Consider the following 17,176-nt stretch of genomic DNA (forward strand, 5'->3'; position numbering starts at 1 on the left):
AAAAAAGTAGTTTCTTAAACAAATATAGGTATTACACTTACAGCAAAATAAGGGGTTACTTTATTTATACAGATTTTAAGAAAAATGCTACCCTATGCTTTTGCTACGGCCCTTAAAATGCGATATAATGATAAAAATAACCATGAGCAGAACCGAAACCAAAGAGGCATTTAGAGTGCCGAGATCCAAACCGCCGGAGGCTGCGGGTTTGGTAAGAAAGTCGCCAAAGGTGGCCCCAAACGGGCGCGTAAATATAAAAGCCAGCCAAAACAACACTGCCTGGTTAACTTTGCTAAAGTAATGCAACAGCGCCATAACAATAATAACCATGGCAGTAACCATGGCGCCCTGCAAATAACTTAACCCCACCACATCGCTTAAAAAATCGCCCAGGGCAGTACCCAAACTGTTTGAAAATAATATGGCTACCCAGTAATACGCCTCTTTATTACGGTTAGCTATAGGATAAACCTGCAAATCATCAAACTTTTTATACCATAAAAACAGCGTAATAAGCAGGCAAAATAACAGCAGCGCACTACCACCTATGTAGCCTAAATGCAGGCTGCGGTCTATAAAATCAGAAATTTCGGTTCCCAGTGTAGTGGTGGCAACAATCACCAGCCAATACACCGCCGGGATATACTTTTTAACATTTAACTGTAGCGCTAATGTTACTAAGAAAATAATTGCGGTAACAATTAGTGTGAGGGTATAGCCATAATTTAATGTCATAGAAAAAAAATCGCCCAGGGTCTCGCCCAATGTAGTGGCTATAATTTTCATTACCCAAAACAGCAGGGTTATCTGTGCTACTTTGTTAAGCTCTTTCATTACGTACCTTTTAAATGCTTATTGCAGTTATACAATCACTTTAAGTTTACCGGGCTGTATGGTTATGGCAAAACTGTTGGTATTAAACAAATGGTACTCCCCATCTATCTGAACATCGGTTGTGTTTTTGTCCGGAAACTCAATTTTAAGCCCACCTACCAACATATGCTTAGCCGGTGAAAACTTTTGAAATTTTTGCAGCAATACTAACAACCCCATATATGATTTATATAATACATTTAGCCTGGGTACTATTACAAAATCCAAAAGCCCATCCTGCAGGCTGGCTTTAGGAGTAAGGCTCATATTATATCCCATCTCGTTAGAATTGGAAACAAAAAGCATCAGCGGTTTAACTTCAAACTTTATTTGGCGGTATGTTATTATTGCTTTTGGGTAGTTATAGCTAAAGGCTGCTGCCAGTGATGCTTTAATATATGAAATGAGTGTACGTCTGCCATTTTGCTCATAATTTTTAATTATGGCGGCATCAAGCCCTACCCCACAGTTACTAAAAAAATATTTATCATTAATTTGCCCTATATCAATGCACATAGTGTTGCCGGCAGCAATTGTTTCCAGGGCTTCTGCTATACTTTTTTTTATAGCAAGGTTACCCGCCAGCCCGTTACCGGAACCAACCGGTACTATACCTAAAGCTACCTTGGTACCCACAAGCTCTGAAGCTACTTCGTTTATGGTACCGTCTCCGCCGCAGGCTACAATATAATCGGCCCCTTGTGCTACAGCTGATTTTGCAAGCTGAGAAGCATGCCCCTTACTGTTGGTATATTGTGTTACAATTTTATAATCCTTTGGAAAAAAAGCCTCAAGGCAGGCTTGTGTAATAGTATGCTTAGCCTTGCCGGAAACAGGATTAATAATAAAATGTACATATACCATTATTTGAGCATTTTATGATTAAAAAGGTAGTCTGCCGTTTGGTACCACGCAATAGTTTCATCCAGAAAAGAACGGGTTGCCGGGCATGGCTTGAGGCTGTTATCGTTAGCATTCCACAAATAGGAAGCCTGTTTTTGCTGGTCTGACAAAATCATAACCTTATTACCCCTCATTAACGATAGTTTGCGGTAGGTACCCATTAAAGAACGCTCTTCAAAACCAGGCTCCAGCACGTTTCTGCCAAAAAAATCTGTATCATAACTCCAGTGCATTAAACCGAACAATGTTGGAAAAATATCTATCTGAGAGCATTGCTTTTTAATTTTTAAAGGCTCCTGCCCCTCTAAATTTACAATAAAGGCGGGGATATGGTAATTGGCTATATCTATCTCGTCTTTACCGGCACTGCTGGCGCAATGGTCTGCAATAATTACAAATACGGTGTTTTTATACCAGGGTTTCGCTTTTGCCTTTGCAAAAAGTTCTCTCAGTGCAAAGTCTGTATATTTTACCGTACCCTGCCGCCCCGTACCCGAGGGGATGTCTATTTTACCATCAGGATAAGTATACGGCCTGTGGTTTGAGGTTGTCATTATAAAGTTAAAAAAAGGCATTCCTGATGCATATTGTTTATCGGCAACCGAGAGCATTTTATTAAAAATATCCTCATCGCATATGCCCCAGGCATTTTCAAAAGTTACCTCATCATCTTCTATGTTATTACGGGTAGTTTTTATTTTGTCGCTTAAAATACTGCCCCGCCCCCTATCGTATATAGTAAAACCATTGCCACCAAAATAGGCGTTCATATTATCAAAGTAGCCATCGCCTCCATAAAAAAAGTTACAATCGTACCCTTTACTTTTAAACACATTATTTACGGTATATAAATTAGCGTTGTCCGGCCTTTTTACAATGCTTTGCCCCGGTGTGGGCGGTATAGAAAGTGTTACGGCCTCCATACCCCTTACGGTGCGGGTGCCGGTGGCATAAAGGTTATCTAAAAACACACTTTTTTGAGCCAGGCTGTCTAAAAATGGGGTAATGGCATCATCATTACCAAATTCTTTCATAAAGCTGGCGCTTAAACTTTCTACCAGGATAAAAACCACATTACTTTTTTTGCCGGGCGAAAGGCTGTCTGATATTACCCTGTGGATGCTGTGGGTATCTTTGGCAGTAAAGTGTACGTTTTCTCCCTCAAGCCGTGCATCAATTATATCAAATGCTTTGTCATTGCTGATAGTGGTGTAGAGCCTCTCGTATTGTAGCTGGTTATTGCGGAATGCTGCAAAAAAAGAATAAATGCCGTCTTTTGAAATTTCGGAGTTATAACGGTTGGCAGACCATTCGGCTGAGCTGTTGGTTATAAAGCCTGTGTAAAATAGTACTACTAATATTACTACTGCAAGGGAGGCTATCCTTTCTAAAAATTTTGGCTTGCCGGTAAAGGTTCTTGCAAAGGCTTTTTCTTTGTAAAACAAAAACAGCAGGCCTGCAGTTAACAGCAACACCCCGCTTATTAGCAATGGCAATGGGTATGACTGGTTGATGTTGGCAATTACCTCATAGGTATATATTAAGTAATCTACCGCTATGAAATTAAAGCGCGATTTAAATTCGTCCCAAAAGGTGAATTCTGCAAAAAAGGTAAATATGAGTATAAAAACCGTAAGGCTTGTAAAAAACCATACCACTATTTTATCTAAAAGCGAACCCACTAAAGGGTTGGGCAGTATGGCATAATACAGTGCGGCGGGCAGGCTTACAAACGCTACAGCCCCAACATCAAAAAAAAGGCCTGTTGCCAGTGTTCTTGCTACATCTGTAAAGCTCCAAGACACCTGGTCATACTCCCAGATAAAAAAGCTTATACGTATTAAAAATGATACAATTAAAAACCAAACTATAAAGTATATAAGAATGGAAAACCTTGCCGGAAATTTTACTTTTTGAGCCATAAACCAGGATGATTTTAACGGCTCAAAGTTTTAAATTTAATCTTTATCTAACAGGAAATTTACCTTAAGATTGCCTTAAATGATTAAAGGGATAATATACCGGGGCGAAGGGGACAGAAACAAAAAACCCTTAAGATGACTTAAGGGTTTTTGTATCGTACTCAAGGCGGGACTTGAACCCGCACGGGCATTACTGCCCACTGGATTTTAAGTCCAGCGTGTCTACCAATTCCACCACTCGAGCTTAATTAGGTAGGATTAGAGCGAAAAACGGGATTCGAACCCGCGACCTCCACCTTGGCAAGGTGGCGCTCTACCAACTGAGCTATTTTCGCATTATATCAATTACCGCTGTTTGTTTCAGTATTGCGGATGCAAATGTAGCACATTATTTCAATTTCACAAGCGTTTTTTACAAAAAATTTACTCGAAAAACCTAACATTCTGATAACGTTTAGCTTAAAAACAAAAGTGCTTTTAAGCTTTTTTCAGGTTGCAGCAAATACGCTATTACTGTGCGCATCCCTCTATTTTAGCGATAAAATTATACGATTCTTTAAGGAAGGCTTCATCAATATAACTACCCCCTATAATTCTGGGTGTAAAAGCAAACTCACCGGGTTCACTATATACAAAAGCCAGCTTCTTTCCGTAGTCATCAATATTATCCAGTAAATACTTTTCCCTGTTTGCCGAAATGTTTTGCGGCTCAGGCAGGCCTTTCATTTTATACAGGCCACATTGGTATATCTTGTAGGCATAATCGCCTGTGTCTCCAAAAACATTATTGGCCAATTGTATTATTTGCTCTGTATGCCCCGGAGGTATTTCACAATCATATAATTTATTTAAATACAGGTCTTTTATTTGATTTATAAGGTCTTTATCGTGACCCATTTCAAGATAATGCAAAAAAACAATGTCGGCTGAATAACTTCTCCCTAGTATAGTATCATGCACATAGGCGCCAACTTTGTTTTCAGTATAAAAGCCATTATTTTTTATAAAGCGTAACAGGTTTTGTGTATTGTGCCAGAAAAGTACTTCCAGGGTATCGGGTAAGTCAAACGAATCAGCATACCGGGTTAGCCGTATCCTGTTATATGCCTGGTCTAACCCAACAAACTCATTGAGCGTATCATTATAAAGCAGGTTGTTGTTTTTAAAGCGTTCATGCACTTTCGCGGCCATGTTCACTATTTTTTTAAAATCTTTACGGTTATAGTAATTTTTAAAAACATTGCGGCTGAAAAACATTGCACCTACCCCCTTTTCTGCAAGTTGTGCCGAAAATTTTTTTACCCTTTTATAGTCCCCGAGTTTTGCTGAGCACACCAGAGCATTATATATGTCGCGTGTAAAAGCTATGCCAGTGTCATTAAACACCTGTTCATACTCTTTAAGCGCTTCCTGATAGCGGTGATCAATAATCAGTAATTCCGAACGGTTTATTATTTGATTATACAATTTTCCGTTATTCTGGCTGTAAGCATTATTAGCTATGCTTACGATTAACAGGATTATAAAAATATAACGCATTGTTAATTGTTTAAATACTAAACGGCATTTTCAGGAAAATATGCGTGCTTTTTTACACCATTATTTACTAAGCATACGCTTAATCTCGTTCAGCTTCATTAAGGCCTCAACGGGAGTAAGGGTGTTAATATCAAGATTTACTATTTCTTCTTTTATTTCCTGCAATAGCGGGTCATCAAGGTTAAAAAAACTTAGCTGCATGTCGTCTTTTGCTTCTGCCTTTATGGTAGAAAGCGCTTCGCCGCTGTGGTCTTTTTCGAGCTTTTTGAGCAGTTTCTGCGCTTTTTGTATTACCGTTTGCGGCATACCCGCCATTTTAGCCACATGAATACCAAAGCTGTGTGCGCTGCCCCCTTTTACGAGTTTGCGAATAAAAAGTACATTATCTTTCAACTCTTTTACTGATACGTTATAATTATGGATGCGGCTAAAAATATCCTGCATTTCATTAAGCTCATGGTAATGCGTGGCAAAAAGTGTTTTTGGCTGAGAGGGGTGCTGGTGCAAAAACTCCGCAATGGCCCAGGCTATACTTATACCATCATAGGTACTGGTACCCCGGCCTATTTCGTCCAAAAGTATCAGGCTGCGGTCTGATATGTTGTTAAGGATGCTTGCCGTTTCATTCATTTCTACCATAAAAGTAGATTCTCCCATACTAATATTATCACTGGCCCCTACCCTTGTAAATATTTTATCTACCACGCCCAGTACCGCGCTTTCAGCAGGTACAAAACAACCCATCTGCGCCAGCAGCACAATAAGGGCTGTTTGGCGTAATATGGCCGACTTACCACTCATGTTGGGGCCGGTAATCATTATTACCTGCTGGGTTTCCCTGTCCAGGTATACATTGTTGGTAATATAAGGCACCCCTACCGGTAGTTGCTTTTCTATAACCGGATGGCGGCCTTCCTGTATGGTAAGTTCAAAACCATCGTTTATTTCGGGCTGTACATAGTTGTTTTCTATAGCCAGTTGTGCAAAAGAGGCCAGGCAGTCTAACTGGGCTACCAGCCCGGCATTAAGCTGTACAGGTTTAATATAAGTAGCTATCCAGGCTACCAGCTGCTCAAAAAGCCGGGTTTCTAGTGCCTGTATTTTTTCTTCGGCCCCTAATATCTTGCTCTCGTATTCTTTTAACTCCTCTGTAATATACCGCTCGGCATTTACCAGGGTTTGCTTTCGTACCCAGCTATCGGGCACTTTATCTTTATGTGTATTGCGCACCTCTATATAATAGCCAAACACATTATTAAAGGCTATTTTAAGCGAGGTAATACCCGTTTGTTCCGATTCGCGTTTTTCAATATTTTCCAAAAACTCTTTACCGCTATAGGCTATTGCCCGCAACTCATCCAGTTCGGCATGCACGCCTTTGGCTAGGGCATTGCCTTTGTTTATAGCAACCGGCGCTTCGGGGTTTAGGGTAGCCTTTACCTTTTCACGCAACAAATCACAGGAGTGCAGGCTGTCTCCAATGGCTTTGAGCGCCTCATTATCACTCTCCAGTGCGAGTTGCTTTATGGGTATAACCGCATCCAGCGAATCTTTAAGGTAATTTACCTCACGCGGGGTAACCTTGCCGGTGGCTATTTTAGAGATAAGCCGTTCTAAATCGCTAATCTGCTTTATTTGCTTTTGTATTTTTTGCAGTATCGGCGTATTATTTTTAAGGTAGGCCACAACCTCATGGCGCGCGGTTATTTTGTTTACATCTTTAAGCGGCAGCGCCAGCCAGCGTTTTAACAGGCGTGCCCCCATGGGCGAAAGCGTCCTGTCTATCACATCAAGCAACGTAACGGCATTGGGGTTATTGCTGTTGTACAGCTCCAGGTTGCGAATGGTAAAACGATCCATCCAAACATAGGCATCCTCTGCAATGCGCTGTATTGCCGTAATGTGCTGTACCTTTTTATGCTGCGTTTCTGAAAGGTAATACAATACCGCCCCACTGGCTATAATACCCTCCTGCAACTCCTCTACCCCAAAACCTTTAAGGGAATTGGTGCCAAAGTGCGCCGTAAGGCTTTCAAAGGCATAATCTTCTTTATACACCCAGTCTTCCAGGTAAAACGTATGGTAATCTTCACCAAAGACCTCTCGAAAGGCTGCTTTTTCATTTTTAGCCACCAGCACTTCGCTCGGGCTGAAATTTTGCAGCAGCTTGTCTATATATTCCTCATTGCCCTGCGCGGTTAAAAACTCGCCTGTACTTACATCAAGAAATGATACCCCTACCGTTTTACGCCCAAAAAACACCGAGGCCAGAAAGTTGTTGGATTTGCTTTGCAGTACCTCGTCATTCATAGATACACCGGGGGTAACCAGTTCGGTAACGCCGCGCTTTACTATGGTTTTGGTCATTTTAGGGTCTTCCAGCTGATCGCAAATAGCCACGCGAAGCCCGGCCTTTACCAGTTTGGGGAGATAGGTATTTAATGAATGATGCGGAAAACCAGCCAAAGCGGTTTCGCTCTCGCTGCCATTACCCCTTTTGGTAAGCACAATACCCAGTATACCGGCTGCCCGTATGGCATCTTCGCCAAAAGTTTCATAGAAATCGCCCACCCTGAAAAGCAGGCACGCATCAGGATATTTTACCTTAATGCTGTTGTACTGCTTCATTAACGGGGTTTCTTTTGCCTGTTTTGTTTTAGCTGCCAAACGGATTTTATTTAAAATTATAAAGAAGCGAATTTATCAAAAAAATAGCAGCTAATGAAAAGGCTACAGCCTGATTAGTTAGCATTGTGTACTTTTGTAAAAAATTTTGGGATGAGGAAACTTGAAAACAGCGAACTGGACCGTAAAGATGCGGAATCATTTAAAGAAGCACAGAAAACACCTATAATTATTGTTCTGGACGATATCAGGAGCCTGCACAACGTAGGTTCGGTTTTCCGTACGGCCGACTCTTTTCTTATTGAAAAAATATATTTATGCGGTATAACGGCCACCCCTCCGCATAAAGAAATACATAAAACCGCACTTGGCGCAACCGAAACCGTAGACTGGGAGTATAGCAAAGATGTTTTGGATACCATTACATTACTACAACAACAAAATGTTGTTACCATTGCCGTAGAACAGGTAGAAAACGCCGTAATGCTACAGGATTTTACCCCCAAAAGCGGCGAAAAATATGCATTGGTGTTTGGAAATGAGGTAAAGGGTGTATCTCAGGCAGCCGTAAATTTATGCCACCATGCTATAGAGATACCACAACTTGGCACTAAACATTCCCTCAACATTTCGGTAAGTACCGGCATTGTTATCTGGGACATTTTCAGCAAAATACATTATAAGTAAAATTATAAATCCCGTAAAAATAATTTCATATTTTTACCGGATGAAGAATACTATATCGTTTTATTTCACACTATTGCTATTTACGGTTTGTAGCCTCCCTGCTTTTTCCCAAAATGCAGCGCCGGTGCTTAATGCCACAGACAACCAGATATATTGCCCGGGTACTCCTATTTTTATTGCCCCTTCGTTTACCATAACCCCGCCAAATAACGGGCCTGACCATGCCGAAGCCCTCTATATACAGATATCATCAGGTTACGTGTACGGGCAGGATTTGCTGAGCCTCAGCGGCCCTATACCCAATGTTGCCACCAGCTGGAATTCCACTGCAGGCAAGCTAACCATATCGGGCGTTGGCGGGCAGGAGCTGTCCTACGCCATACTGGTAAATGCGGTGCACAATGTACTATTTAACAACAGCGGCGCAAACCCTTCGGGCAGCCGTACGTTTTCAATAACCATAGGCGAGGCCAATTACCTGCCCTCTACACAACATTATTATATGTTTGTACCCTCTTTGGGTATAACCTGGACCAATGCTAAAGCTGCTGCCGAAAACAGCACCTATTATGGCCTGCAGGGGTACCTTGCCACCCTGCTTTCTGCCGAGGAAGCACAGCTTTGTGGCGAACAGTCGTCCGGCAATGGCTGGATAGGCGGCAGCGACTCCCAGACAGAAGGCGTATGGAGGTGGATGACCGGGCCCGAAGCCGGTACTATATTCTGGAACGGTGGGCCTAATGGCACTACCCCAAATTTTGCCTTTTGGAATACAGGTGAGCCAAACAACCAGGGCGAAGAAGATTATGCACACGTAACAGCGCCAGGGCTGGGTATTTCCGGTTCATGGAACGATTTACCTAATGCAGGCGGCGGCGCAGGCACTGGATATGATGCCCAGGGCTATATTGTTGAATTTGGCGGTATGCCGGGTGAATCTCCCCTGGATATATCTACCAGCACGACCCTTACCATACCTTATGTAACCGGTACAACGCCCGCATCCCGCTGCGGACAGGGCACCCTGAGCCTTGCAGCAACCACCGATACCGGCACAGTTTACTGGTATGACGCTACAACAGGCGGCGCACCTATAGCGCAGGGCACTACGTTTACTACCCCATCGCTTAACGCAACTACTACCTATTACGTTTCTGCTTATGATGCCTCGTGCACTACGGCAAACCGTACTGCTGTTATAGCTACTATAAACCCTTACCCTACCATTACGGCAAACAGCACCGTTAACACCTGCTATGGCACTACAGCGCAACTGGAGGCTACACCCTCAGCAGGTACCATAACATGGTATGATGCCGTTACAGGAGGCACAGCGCTTGCTACAGGAAGTAGTTTTACTACCCCGGCGCTTACTGCTAATACCACTTACTATGCCGAAGCTACCAGCCCCCAAGGCTGTACGCTGGGTGCCAGGACAGCCATTAGCGTAACCGTTGCTACACAGCCTACGGTGGTTTCTGTCCTTACACCTCCCGACCTTTGCGGCGAGGGCACTGCAACACTACAGGGTGCGCCTTCGGCCGGTATATTAAAATGGTATGATGCCCAAACAGGGGGAAACCTTATAGACACCGGTAATACCATTACCAGCCCGCTTATTACGGCTACCACAACCTTTTATGCCGAGGCCGATAACAACGGCTGTGTATCTGCTGCCCGCACGCCTGTAACCGTTACGGTAAACCCACTGCCTACCCTTAGCAATATTATAGAGAATAATGTATGTGTAGAGGGTATTGTCACCCTTGAAATTACCCCTTCTGACGGGGTTGTTAACTGGTATGATGCCCAAACGGGCGGTAACCTGCTTGATACCGGCACTGTTTTTACAACACCTTACCTGTATACCACTACTACCTATTATGCCGAAGCGCTTAGCCCCGAAGGCTGTGCATCGGCAGTAAGGCAAGCAGTTACGGCAACGGTTACACCGCTGCCTTCGGTTACGGTAACTACCCCGGTTACGGCTTGTGGCGAGAGTATTGTAACCCTCGAAGCGGTTTCTACTGCAGGTACTATAAACTGGTATGATGCCCCTACAGGCGGCACCCTTATAGGCACCGGAACCAGTATAGACAGCCCTCTTATTACTGTAACCACTACATTTTATGCCGAAGCGGTAGACAGCGGCTGTGCTTCGCCAATACGGGAGGAAGTTACAGTAAATTTTGTTGCCCTGCCGGATATATTACCGGATGAAGATATTGCGTTTTGCGAAGGCACCGAACAACCATTAGAGGCCGGCACGCCGGGTATGCAATACCTGTGGTCTACCGGGGAGACTACAGAAACCATAGCGGTAACCGATGGCGGTGAATATAGCGTAACCATAACCAATGCCGAAGGCTGCAGCGGGGTACGCACCTTTACCACATCAACCATACCGGAGCCGGTAATAGAAAAAATTATACTTACTAATGACAGCGCTACCATTGTAATGGACGGGCAGAATACTGAGGACTATATTTATTCGGTTGACGGGGTAAACTTTCAGCCATCGCCAGTATTTTATAACCTGCCTGCGGGCGGCTACACCGCTTTTGCGCGGTCGCTTGCCGGATGTGGTGAAGATTTTAAAAACTTTATAATTTACCTGATCCCTAAAGCCATTACCCCTAACGGCGATAGTGTAAACGATATGTTTACCCTGGCGGGCATGAGTGCCCTGCCGGATGCCGAAATAGCTATTTTTGACCGTTACGGAAAATTACTGACAGTACTTAATTATACCAACCGCTACTGGGACGGCACTTTTAACGGCAGTCCGTTACCGGCAGACGATTACTGGTATTCCATAAAAATAGACCGGAAAACACCAGAAATATTAGGGCATTTTGCGCTGCTACGCTAACGGTTAGCGGTGCTGCCCTATTTGGTTGAGCAGCCAGATGTAGTCTTCCTGGCGGTTTACAAAATCGCGGGAGGTAACATCTATAATCAGCACATTTAAGCCCGGCGCGGCGCGAATATACTCTGTATAGCCGCTGTTTATCTTATCAAGGTAGGCAGCGTTTATATTTTGCTCATAACTGCGCCCGCGCATTTTTATATGCTCCAGCAGCCTTTCGGTATTCTGGTGCAGGTAAATATACAGCCCGGGCTTGGGCAATTCTTTATACATAATATCAAACAGCCTGCGGTACAGCCTGTATTCCTCTTCTGCCAAGGTAACACGGCTAAAAATAAGCGATTTAAAAATATGGTAGTCGGCTACTATAAAATCGGTAAAAAGGTCAAACTGGGCTAAGTCATCCGTTATCTGCTGGTAACGGTCTGCCAGAAAAGACATTTCAAGCGGAAAAGCATAGCGTTGCCCATCCTCATAAAACTTAGGCAAAAAGGGGTTATCGGCAAAACGTTCCAGTATGAGCCGCGCATTAAAATCTTCAGATATTTTAGTAGCAAGGGTAGTTTTTCCGGCGCCTATATTGCCTTCAATGGCAATATAATTAAAGCGTGAAGGGTTTAACCCCACACCGGGAAGTTCAAGTTTTTCTACAGGCTTACAGCTGCTCATATCGGTTGTGTTCTGCAACAACTCTTTTACCCCAGCCTTTAAAACCGGATGCTGCCAGTGCGGCGCTACATCTTTCATGGGGTATAGCACAAAATTGCGCTCCTGCATGCGTGGGTGTGGTATTTGCAGCTGCGGTGTATGTATTACCTCGTCATTATAGGCTATAATATCAACATCAATAGTGCGGGAAGCGTACCCGCCCGAAGCACTGCGTACCCTGCCGCCTTCTTGTTCTGCCTCAAGTATGCCAAGCAATACATCCTGAGGAGTTTTAATAGTATGCAAAACAATGGCGCAATTATAAAACGGGGCACCCTCAAAACCAAGGGCAGGCGTTTCATACACGGCAGAAACCTTAACAACAGTGGCTATATGGTTATGTATATAATTTACAGCATCTTGCAGGTGGCTAAGCCTGTTCCCTATGTTGCTGCCCAATGATAAAATAGCGGTATTCTGAAATTTCATAGCCTGCAAAGTAACTAAACATTTTTGTGTGAGCCGCAGTATGTTGATAATTTTAAAAAGCATACCGCAGTATTGTAACATATCTTTTACTTTTGCTACTTATAAGCATAAAACAATTATATCATGCAATTTTTTAAAAATGTACTGGCCACTATTGTAGGCTTATTCCTGTTTTGCTTTTTATTTTTTATAATAATAGTATTTGTGGGCGTTATTGCCGGCGGGAGTGGAAAAGAAGATGTTGTAACGGTTGAAGACAACTCTGTAATAGAGCTGGACCTTTCGGAAGTAACGGAAGATTATAGCGGAAAATTTATTTTTACAGATTTTGAAATGCTGAATTCTGAACCCCACAAAGGCCTCAGCGATGTGCTTAAAGCCATTGAAACAGCTAAAAAAGACGATAAGATTAAAGGCATTACCATAACAAACAGCACCTCTTTATTGGGGATAGCACAAAGCAAAGCCCTGCGTGATAAACTGGAGGAGTTTAAAAAATCGGGCAAATTTGTTATGGCCTATTCAGATTCTTATTCCCAAAGGGATTATTATATAAACTCTGTGGCCGATACCCTTTACCTTAACCCGGTAGGCGACCTTGATTTTAAAGGCCTTTCGTTAGAGGTAATGTTTTATAAAGAACTACAGGAGAAAACCGGCATTACCATGGAGGTAATTCGCCACGGTAAATATAAAAGCGCTGTTGAGCCATTTCTTGCCAATGAAATGAGCCCGGCAAACCGCGAGCAGCTTACGGTACTTTTAAATGCTGAATGGGATACTTTTGTAACGGATATTTCTAAAAGCCGAAAAATAAGTACTGACAGCCTTAATAGTATTGCCAACAGGCTTGGGGCACGCAATGCCGAACTGGCCAAGCAAACCGGCCTGATAGATAAAATTGGGTATAAAGACCAGTATATAAGCGGCATTAAAAAAGCGCTTAAGGTTAAAAAAGATGAAGAATACAACACAGTTGAGATACTTGATTATGTAAAAGCCCATGCGCTGGACGACCTGCTGGCCGATGCCAAAGACGAGGTAGCCGTTATTTATGCACAGGGTGAAATAGCCGGTGGCGATGGTGATGTTGATGTAATTGGCGAAAAGGCTATTACTGATGCTTTTCATGCCGCGCTTGATAATGAAAGTGTAAAAGCCATTGTGCTGCGTGTAAACTCTCCTGGGGGCAGCGCGCTTACTTCTGAACTGATATGGAGGCAGGTAGAACTGGCTAAAAAGCAAAAACCGGTAATTGTATCTATGGGTAACTATGCCGCATCCGGCGGTTATTATATTAGCTGTGGTGCAAACAGAATATTTACTGAACCCGGCACCATAACAGGATCTATAGGTGTGTTTGGCGTACTGCCCAACTTTACAAAACTTTCTAACAACATTGGTGTACATACCGAAACCGTAAGTACGCACGACAATGCTGCAGGATATAGTGTTTTTACCCCACTTGATGATAAAACCCGCGAGGTGCTTACCAAAGGGGTTGAGGATATATATACCACGTTTGTAAACCGTGTAGCTACAGGAAGGAAGATGACTCCGGAGGCTGTAGATGCTATTGCACAGGGCCGTGTATGGGTAGGTACAGATGCTGTGAAGCTTGGGCTGGCCGATGAAATAGGCAGCCTTGACGATGCAGTGAAATATGCCGCTAAAATGGGTAAGACGGATGATTACTCTGTAAAAAACTATCCTGAATATGAGCGTTCTATAGAAGACCTTATAAACAGACTGGCCGGTTTCCCTGTGGTATCTGCAAAAGAAGACATGATTCGTGAAGAGGTGGGTGAAGAGAACTACCAGGTGATACAACGCATAAGGCGTGTAACAAAATTAAGGGGTACACAGGCGGTAATGCCTTTTGAAATAACTATTCAGTAACCGTAAACCTAATTATATTTTGTAATTTAGGCAAAAAAACTAATCATGGTTAAGAAGATATTAAAGTGGACAGGTATTGTACTGCTGGTACTGGTACTGCTTTTGGCCGCTGCACCGTTTCTGTTTAAAAATAAAATTAAGTCGATGGTACTTAAAGCCATCAACGAACAGGTTGACGCCAATGTGGCTTTTGAGGATGTAAGCCTGAGCCTTTTCAGCCATTTTCCAAAGGCAAGCGTTACCGTTGATAAGCTGAGCATTATAAATAAGGCTCCGTTTGAAGGCGATACGCTGGTATATATGGGAGAGATTAACCTCAACATGTCTGTAATAGAATTGTTTAATGATGCGGGCGAACCTATTAACCTGGAATCATTTAGCACCAAAGACGGTATTGTAAATATACTTTTTAACAAAGATGGTGTGGGCAACTTTGATATAGCTGTAAAAAATGCCGAAGAAACACCGGCAGATACAACAGCAAGCAAACCTTTTGCCCTTAACGTTCATGATTATAATGTAGAAAACCTGCGTTTCCGTTACTATGACGAAGGCTCTAAAATGAATCTTGTAATAGACAGCCTGTACCATAAGGGCTTTGGTAACTTTGAGCAGAGCAAGCTGGACCTGGATACCGAAACCACGGCAAAGCTTACTTTTGACATGGATAAAACCAACTACATGCGCGATGTACGGTTAAAGCTTGATGCCGTATTGGGCATAGACCTTGAAAACAGCGTGTATACCTTTAAAGAAAATAAAGCGCTTATAAACCAGCTTCCGCTGGAGTTTGACGGCAGCGTGGCATTAGTAGAGCAGGGACAGCAAATTGACCTTACCTTTAAAACCCCTACTTCATCGTTTAAAAACTTTTTGGGGCTGGTACCTGAAGCCTATTCCGGCAGCCTGGCCTCGGTGCAAACCACGGGCGATTTTACCATTAATGGTAAAGTTAACGGCCTGAATGGCGATAACAGTGTACCTAAGTTTAACGTTGCCATGGCATCTGATAATGCCTCGTTTAAATACCCAGACTTACCAAAATCGGTTCAGGATATTACTATAGATTGTATAATAATAAACGAAACGGGCATACTTAACGATACCTATGTAGACCTTAATAAACTGGCTTTCCGTATAGACCAGGATGTGTTTACTGCCAGCGCCCATATACGCAATGTAATGGATAACCCGCTGGTAGATGCTGCCCTTAAAGGCACTATTAACCTGGCTAACTTCAGCAAGGCATACCCTGTAAAACTTGATATTCCGCTAAGCGGAATGCTGAAAGCTGATGTTGACACACAATTTGATATGGCATCGGTAGAAGCCGGAACCTACGAAAAAATAAAAAACAGCGGCAGTTTAAACCTTACCGGTTTTACTTATAATGTAGAAGGTTTTAAAAGTCCGTTTGTTATAAACGAGGCCGATATGCAGTTTAACCCCAGCAGGGTAACGCTTAACCGATTTAATGCGAAAACAGGAAAATCGGACTTATCTGTTAATGGTACGCTGGATAATTTTTACGGGTTTTTATTTAAAGATCAAACCCTTAAAGGTAATTTTGCGCTTAGCTCTGATAAGCTTGTAGTTTCTGATTTTATGGCCGAAGAAACAAAAACTACCACTACTGTAGTTAAGGAAGAGGAAAAGGATGAGAAAACAACCACTACCAAAACCACTACTACCAGTGGCGATGCGGTTAAAATTCCGGCTTTTCTTGACTGTACCATTACCGCAAAAGCCAACTCAGTTGTATATGACAACCTGAACCTGAGTAACGTATCGGGTAAAATGGTAATACGGGATGAGACTGTTAGCCTGAAAGACCTGGTAACCACCATTTTTGGCGGACAGATAGGCTTAAACGGAGATGTATCTACCAAAGGCGCCAAACCTACCTTTGATATGGCGCTTGCGTTAAAAAGCCTGGATATTACACAATCATTCACGCAACTGGATATGCTTAAAAAAATAGCCCCAATTGCCCAGGTAATTACCGGTAAATTAAACACTAATATAGCTGTTAAAGGCTTTTTGGAGAGTAAGGAAATGACTCCGGACCTAAATACACTTACAGGGTCATTGGGTGGTGAGCTGGCTTCGGCGGCGCTTAACCCTGAAAAATCTAAATTATTGAGTGCCCTAAACAATAATGTTAAGTTTATTAACCTGGATAACCTAAACCTGAACAACCAGAAAATTAACCTGACTTTTGATGACGGTAAAGTAAACATTAAACCGTTTGACCTTAAATACCAGGATATAAAAATACAAATAGCCGGGCAACACGGTTTTGACCAGAGCATGAATTATAATGTAACATTTGATGTACCTGCCAAATACCTTGGCAGTGATGTTACAAAACTGCTGGCAAAATACGGCAATGTAGACGCCTCTAAAATGATGGTTCCGGTTACGGCACTGCTTACCGGTACTTTTGACAACCCTAAAGTAAGCACAGACCTTTCAAAATCGGTTACTAACCTTACTAACCAGTTAAAAGACAAACTGGTTGAAGAAGCCAAAACCAAAGGTACCGAAGCCCTTACCAATTTTATTAAAGGGCAAACAAATTCTACTGATACTACTAAAACCAAAGTGCCTGTTACTAAAGAAGAAGCGCAGGAACAGGTAAAAGAAAAAGCAGAAGAAGCGGTTAAAAAAGGGTTGCAGAACCTTTTAAATAAGAATAAGAAGCAATAATACAGATAATATT

At 42.6% G+C, this 17,176-nt stretch carries 10 protein-coding genes and 2 tRNA genes; 4 read left to right on the top strand and 8 right to left on the bottom strand.

Annotated features, from left to right (window positions below; translation table 11 throughout):
* Positions 1–87: 87 nt before the first annotated feature.
* From ABS766_RS09620 to mutS, 7 genes are all read right to left on the bottom strand, one after another.
* On the bottom strand, positions 88–834 hold the full coding sequence (locus ABS766_RS09620) for a COG4705 family protein (RefSeq protein WP_408084932.1): 747 nt from the start codon (positions 832–834) through the stop codon (positions 88–90).
* A 27-nt stretch (positions 835–861) separates the two neighbouring features.
* Entirely contained in the window at positions 862–1,737 is an 876-nt protein-coding gene (locus ABS766_RS09625; protein WP_408084933.1) for a diacylglycerol/lipid kinase family protein, read from the bottom strand.
* On the bottom strand, positions 1,737–3,698 hold the full coding sequence (locus ABS766_RS09630; protein WP_408084934.1) for an LTA synthase family protein: 1,962 nt from the start codon (positions 3,696–3,698) through the stop codon (positions 1,737–1,739). Before ABS766_RS09630 ends, ABS766_RS09625 begins: the two co-directional genes overlap by 1 nt.
* A 158-nt stretch (positions 3,699–3,856) precedes the next feature.
* Positions 3,857–3,942 (bottom strand) — tRNA-Leu (locus tag ABS766_RS09635).
* An 18-nt stretch (positions 3,943–3,960) separates the two neighbouring features.
* A tRNA-Gly gene (locus ABS766_RS09640) sits at positions 3,961–4,033 on the bottom strand.
* Between the two features lie 175 nt (positions 4,034–4,208).
* The gene (locus tag ABS766_RS09645) at positions 4,209–5,237 is read right to left on the bottom strand and encodes a hypothetical protein (RefSeq protein ID WP_408084935.1); all 1,029 of its coding nucleotides are present in this window, start codon (positions 5,235–5,237) and stop codon (positions 4,209–4,211) included.
* 60 nt (positions 5,238–5,297) lie between these two features.
* Entirely contained in the window at positions 5,298–7,904 is a 2,607-nt protein-coding gene (mutS, locus tag ABS766_RS09650) for a DNA mismatch repair protein MutS (RefSeq protein WP_408084936.1), read from the bottom strand.
* 111 nt (positions 7,905–8,015) lie between these two features.
* Between mutS and ABS766_RS09655 the strand changes: the two genes are divergently transcribed.
* Entirely contained in the window at positions 8,016–8,549 is a 534-nt protein-coding gene (locus ABS766_RS09655; RefSeq protein ID WP_408084937.1) for an RNA methyltransferase, read from the top strand.
* Positions 8,550–8,589: 40 nt separating this feature from the next.
* Positions 8,590–11,421 carry an Ig-like domain-containing protein gene (locus tag ABS766_RS09660; RefSeq protein WP_408084938.1) on the top strand — a complete coding sequence of 944 codons (2,832 nt, stop codon included), beginning with the start codon at positions 8,590–8,592 and terminating at the stop codon, positions 11,419–11,421.
* Positions 11,422–11,424: 3 nt separating this feature from the next.
* Here ABS766_RS09660 and folK read toward each other — a convergent pair whose 3' ends face one another.
* Positions 11,425–12,555, bottom strand: a complete 1,131-nt coding sequence (gene folK, locus ABS766_RS09665) for a 2-amino-4-hydroxy-6-hydroxymethyldihydropteridine diphosphokinase (protein WP_408084939.1) — start codon at positions 12,553–12,555, stop codon at positions 11,425–11,427.
* Between the two features lie 123 nt (positions 12,556–12,678).
* Here folK and sppA point away from each other — a divergent pair, with 123 nt between their 5' ends.
* A complete protein-coding gene (sppA, locus tag ABS766_RS09670) occupies positions 12,679–14,454 on the top strand; it encodes a signal peptide peptidase SppA (protein WP_408084940.1) in 1,776 nt (591 codons plus the stop codon).
* Between the two features lie 45 nt (positions 14,455–14,499).
* A complete protein-coding gene (locus ABS766_RS09675; RefSeq protein WP_408084941.1) occupies positions 14,500–17,163 on the top strand; it encodes an AsmA-like C-terminal region-containing protein in 2,664 nt (887 codons plus the stop codon).
* Positions 17,164–17,176 lie beyond the last annotated feature (13 nt).

Origin of the sequence: Flavobacterium rhizosphaerae (assembly GCF_046000445.1) — a bacterium.
GTDB classification, from domain to species: domain Bacteria; phylum Bacteroidota; class Bacteroidia; order Flavobacteriales; family Flavobacteriaceae; genus Flavobacterium; species Flavobacterium rhizosphaerae.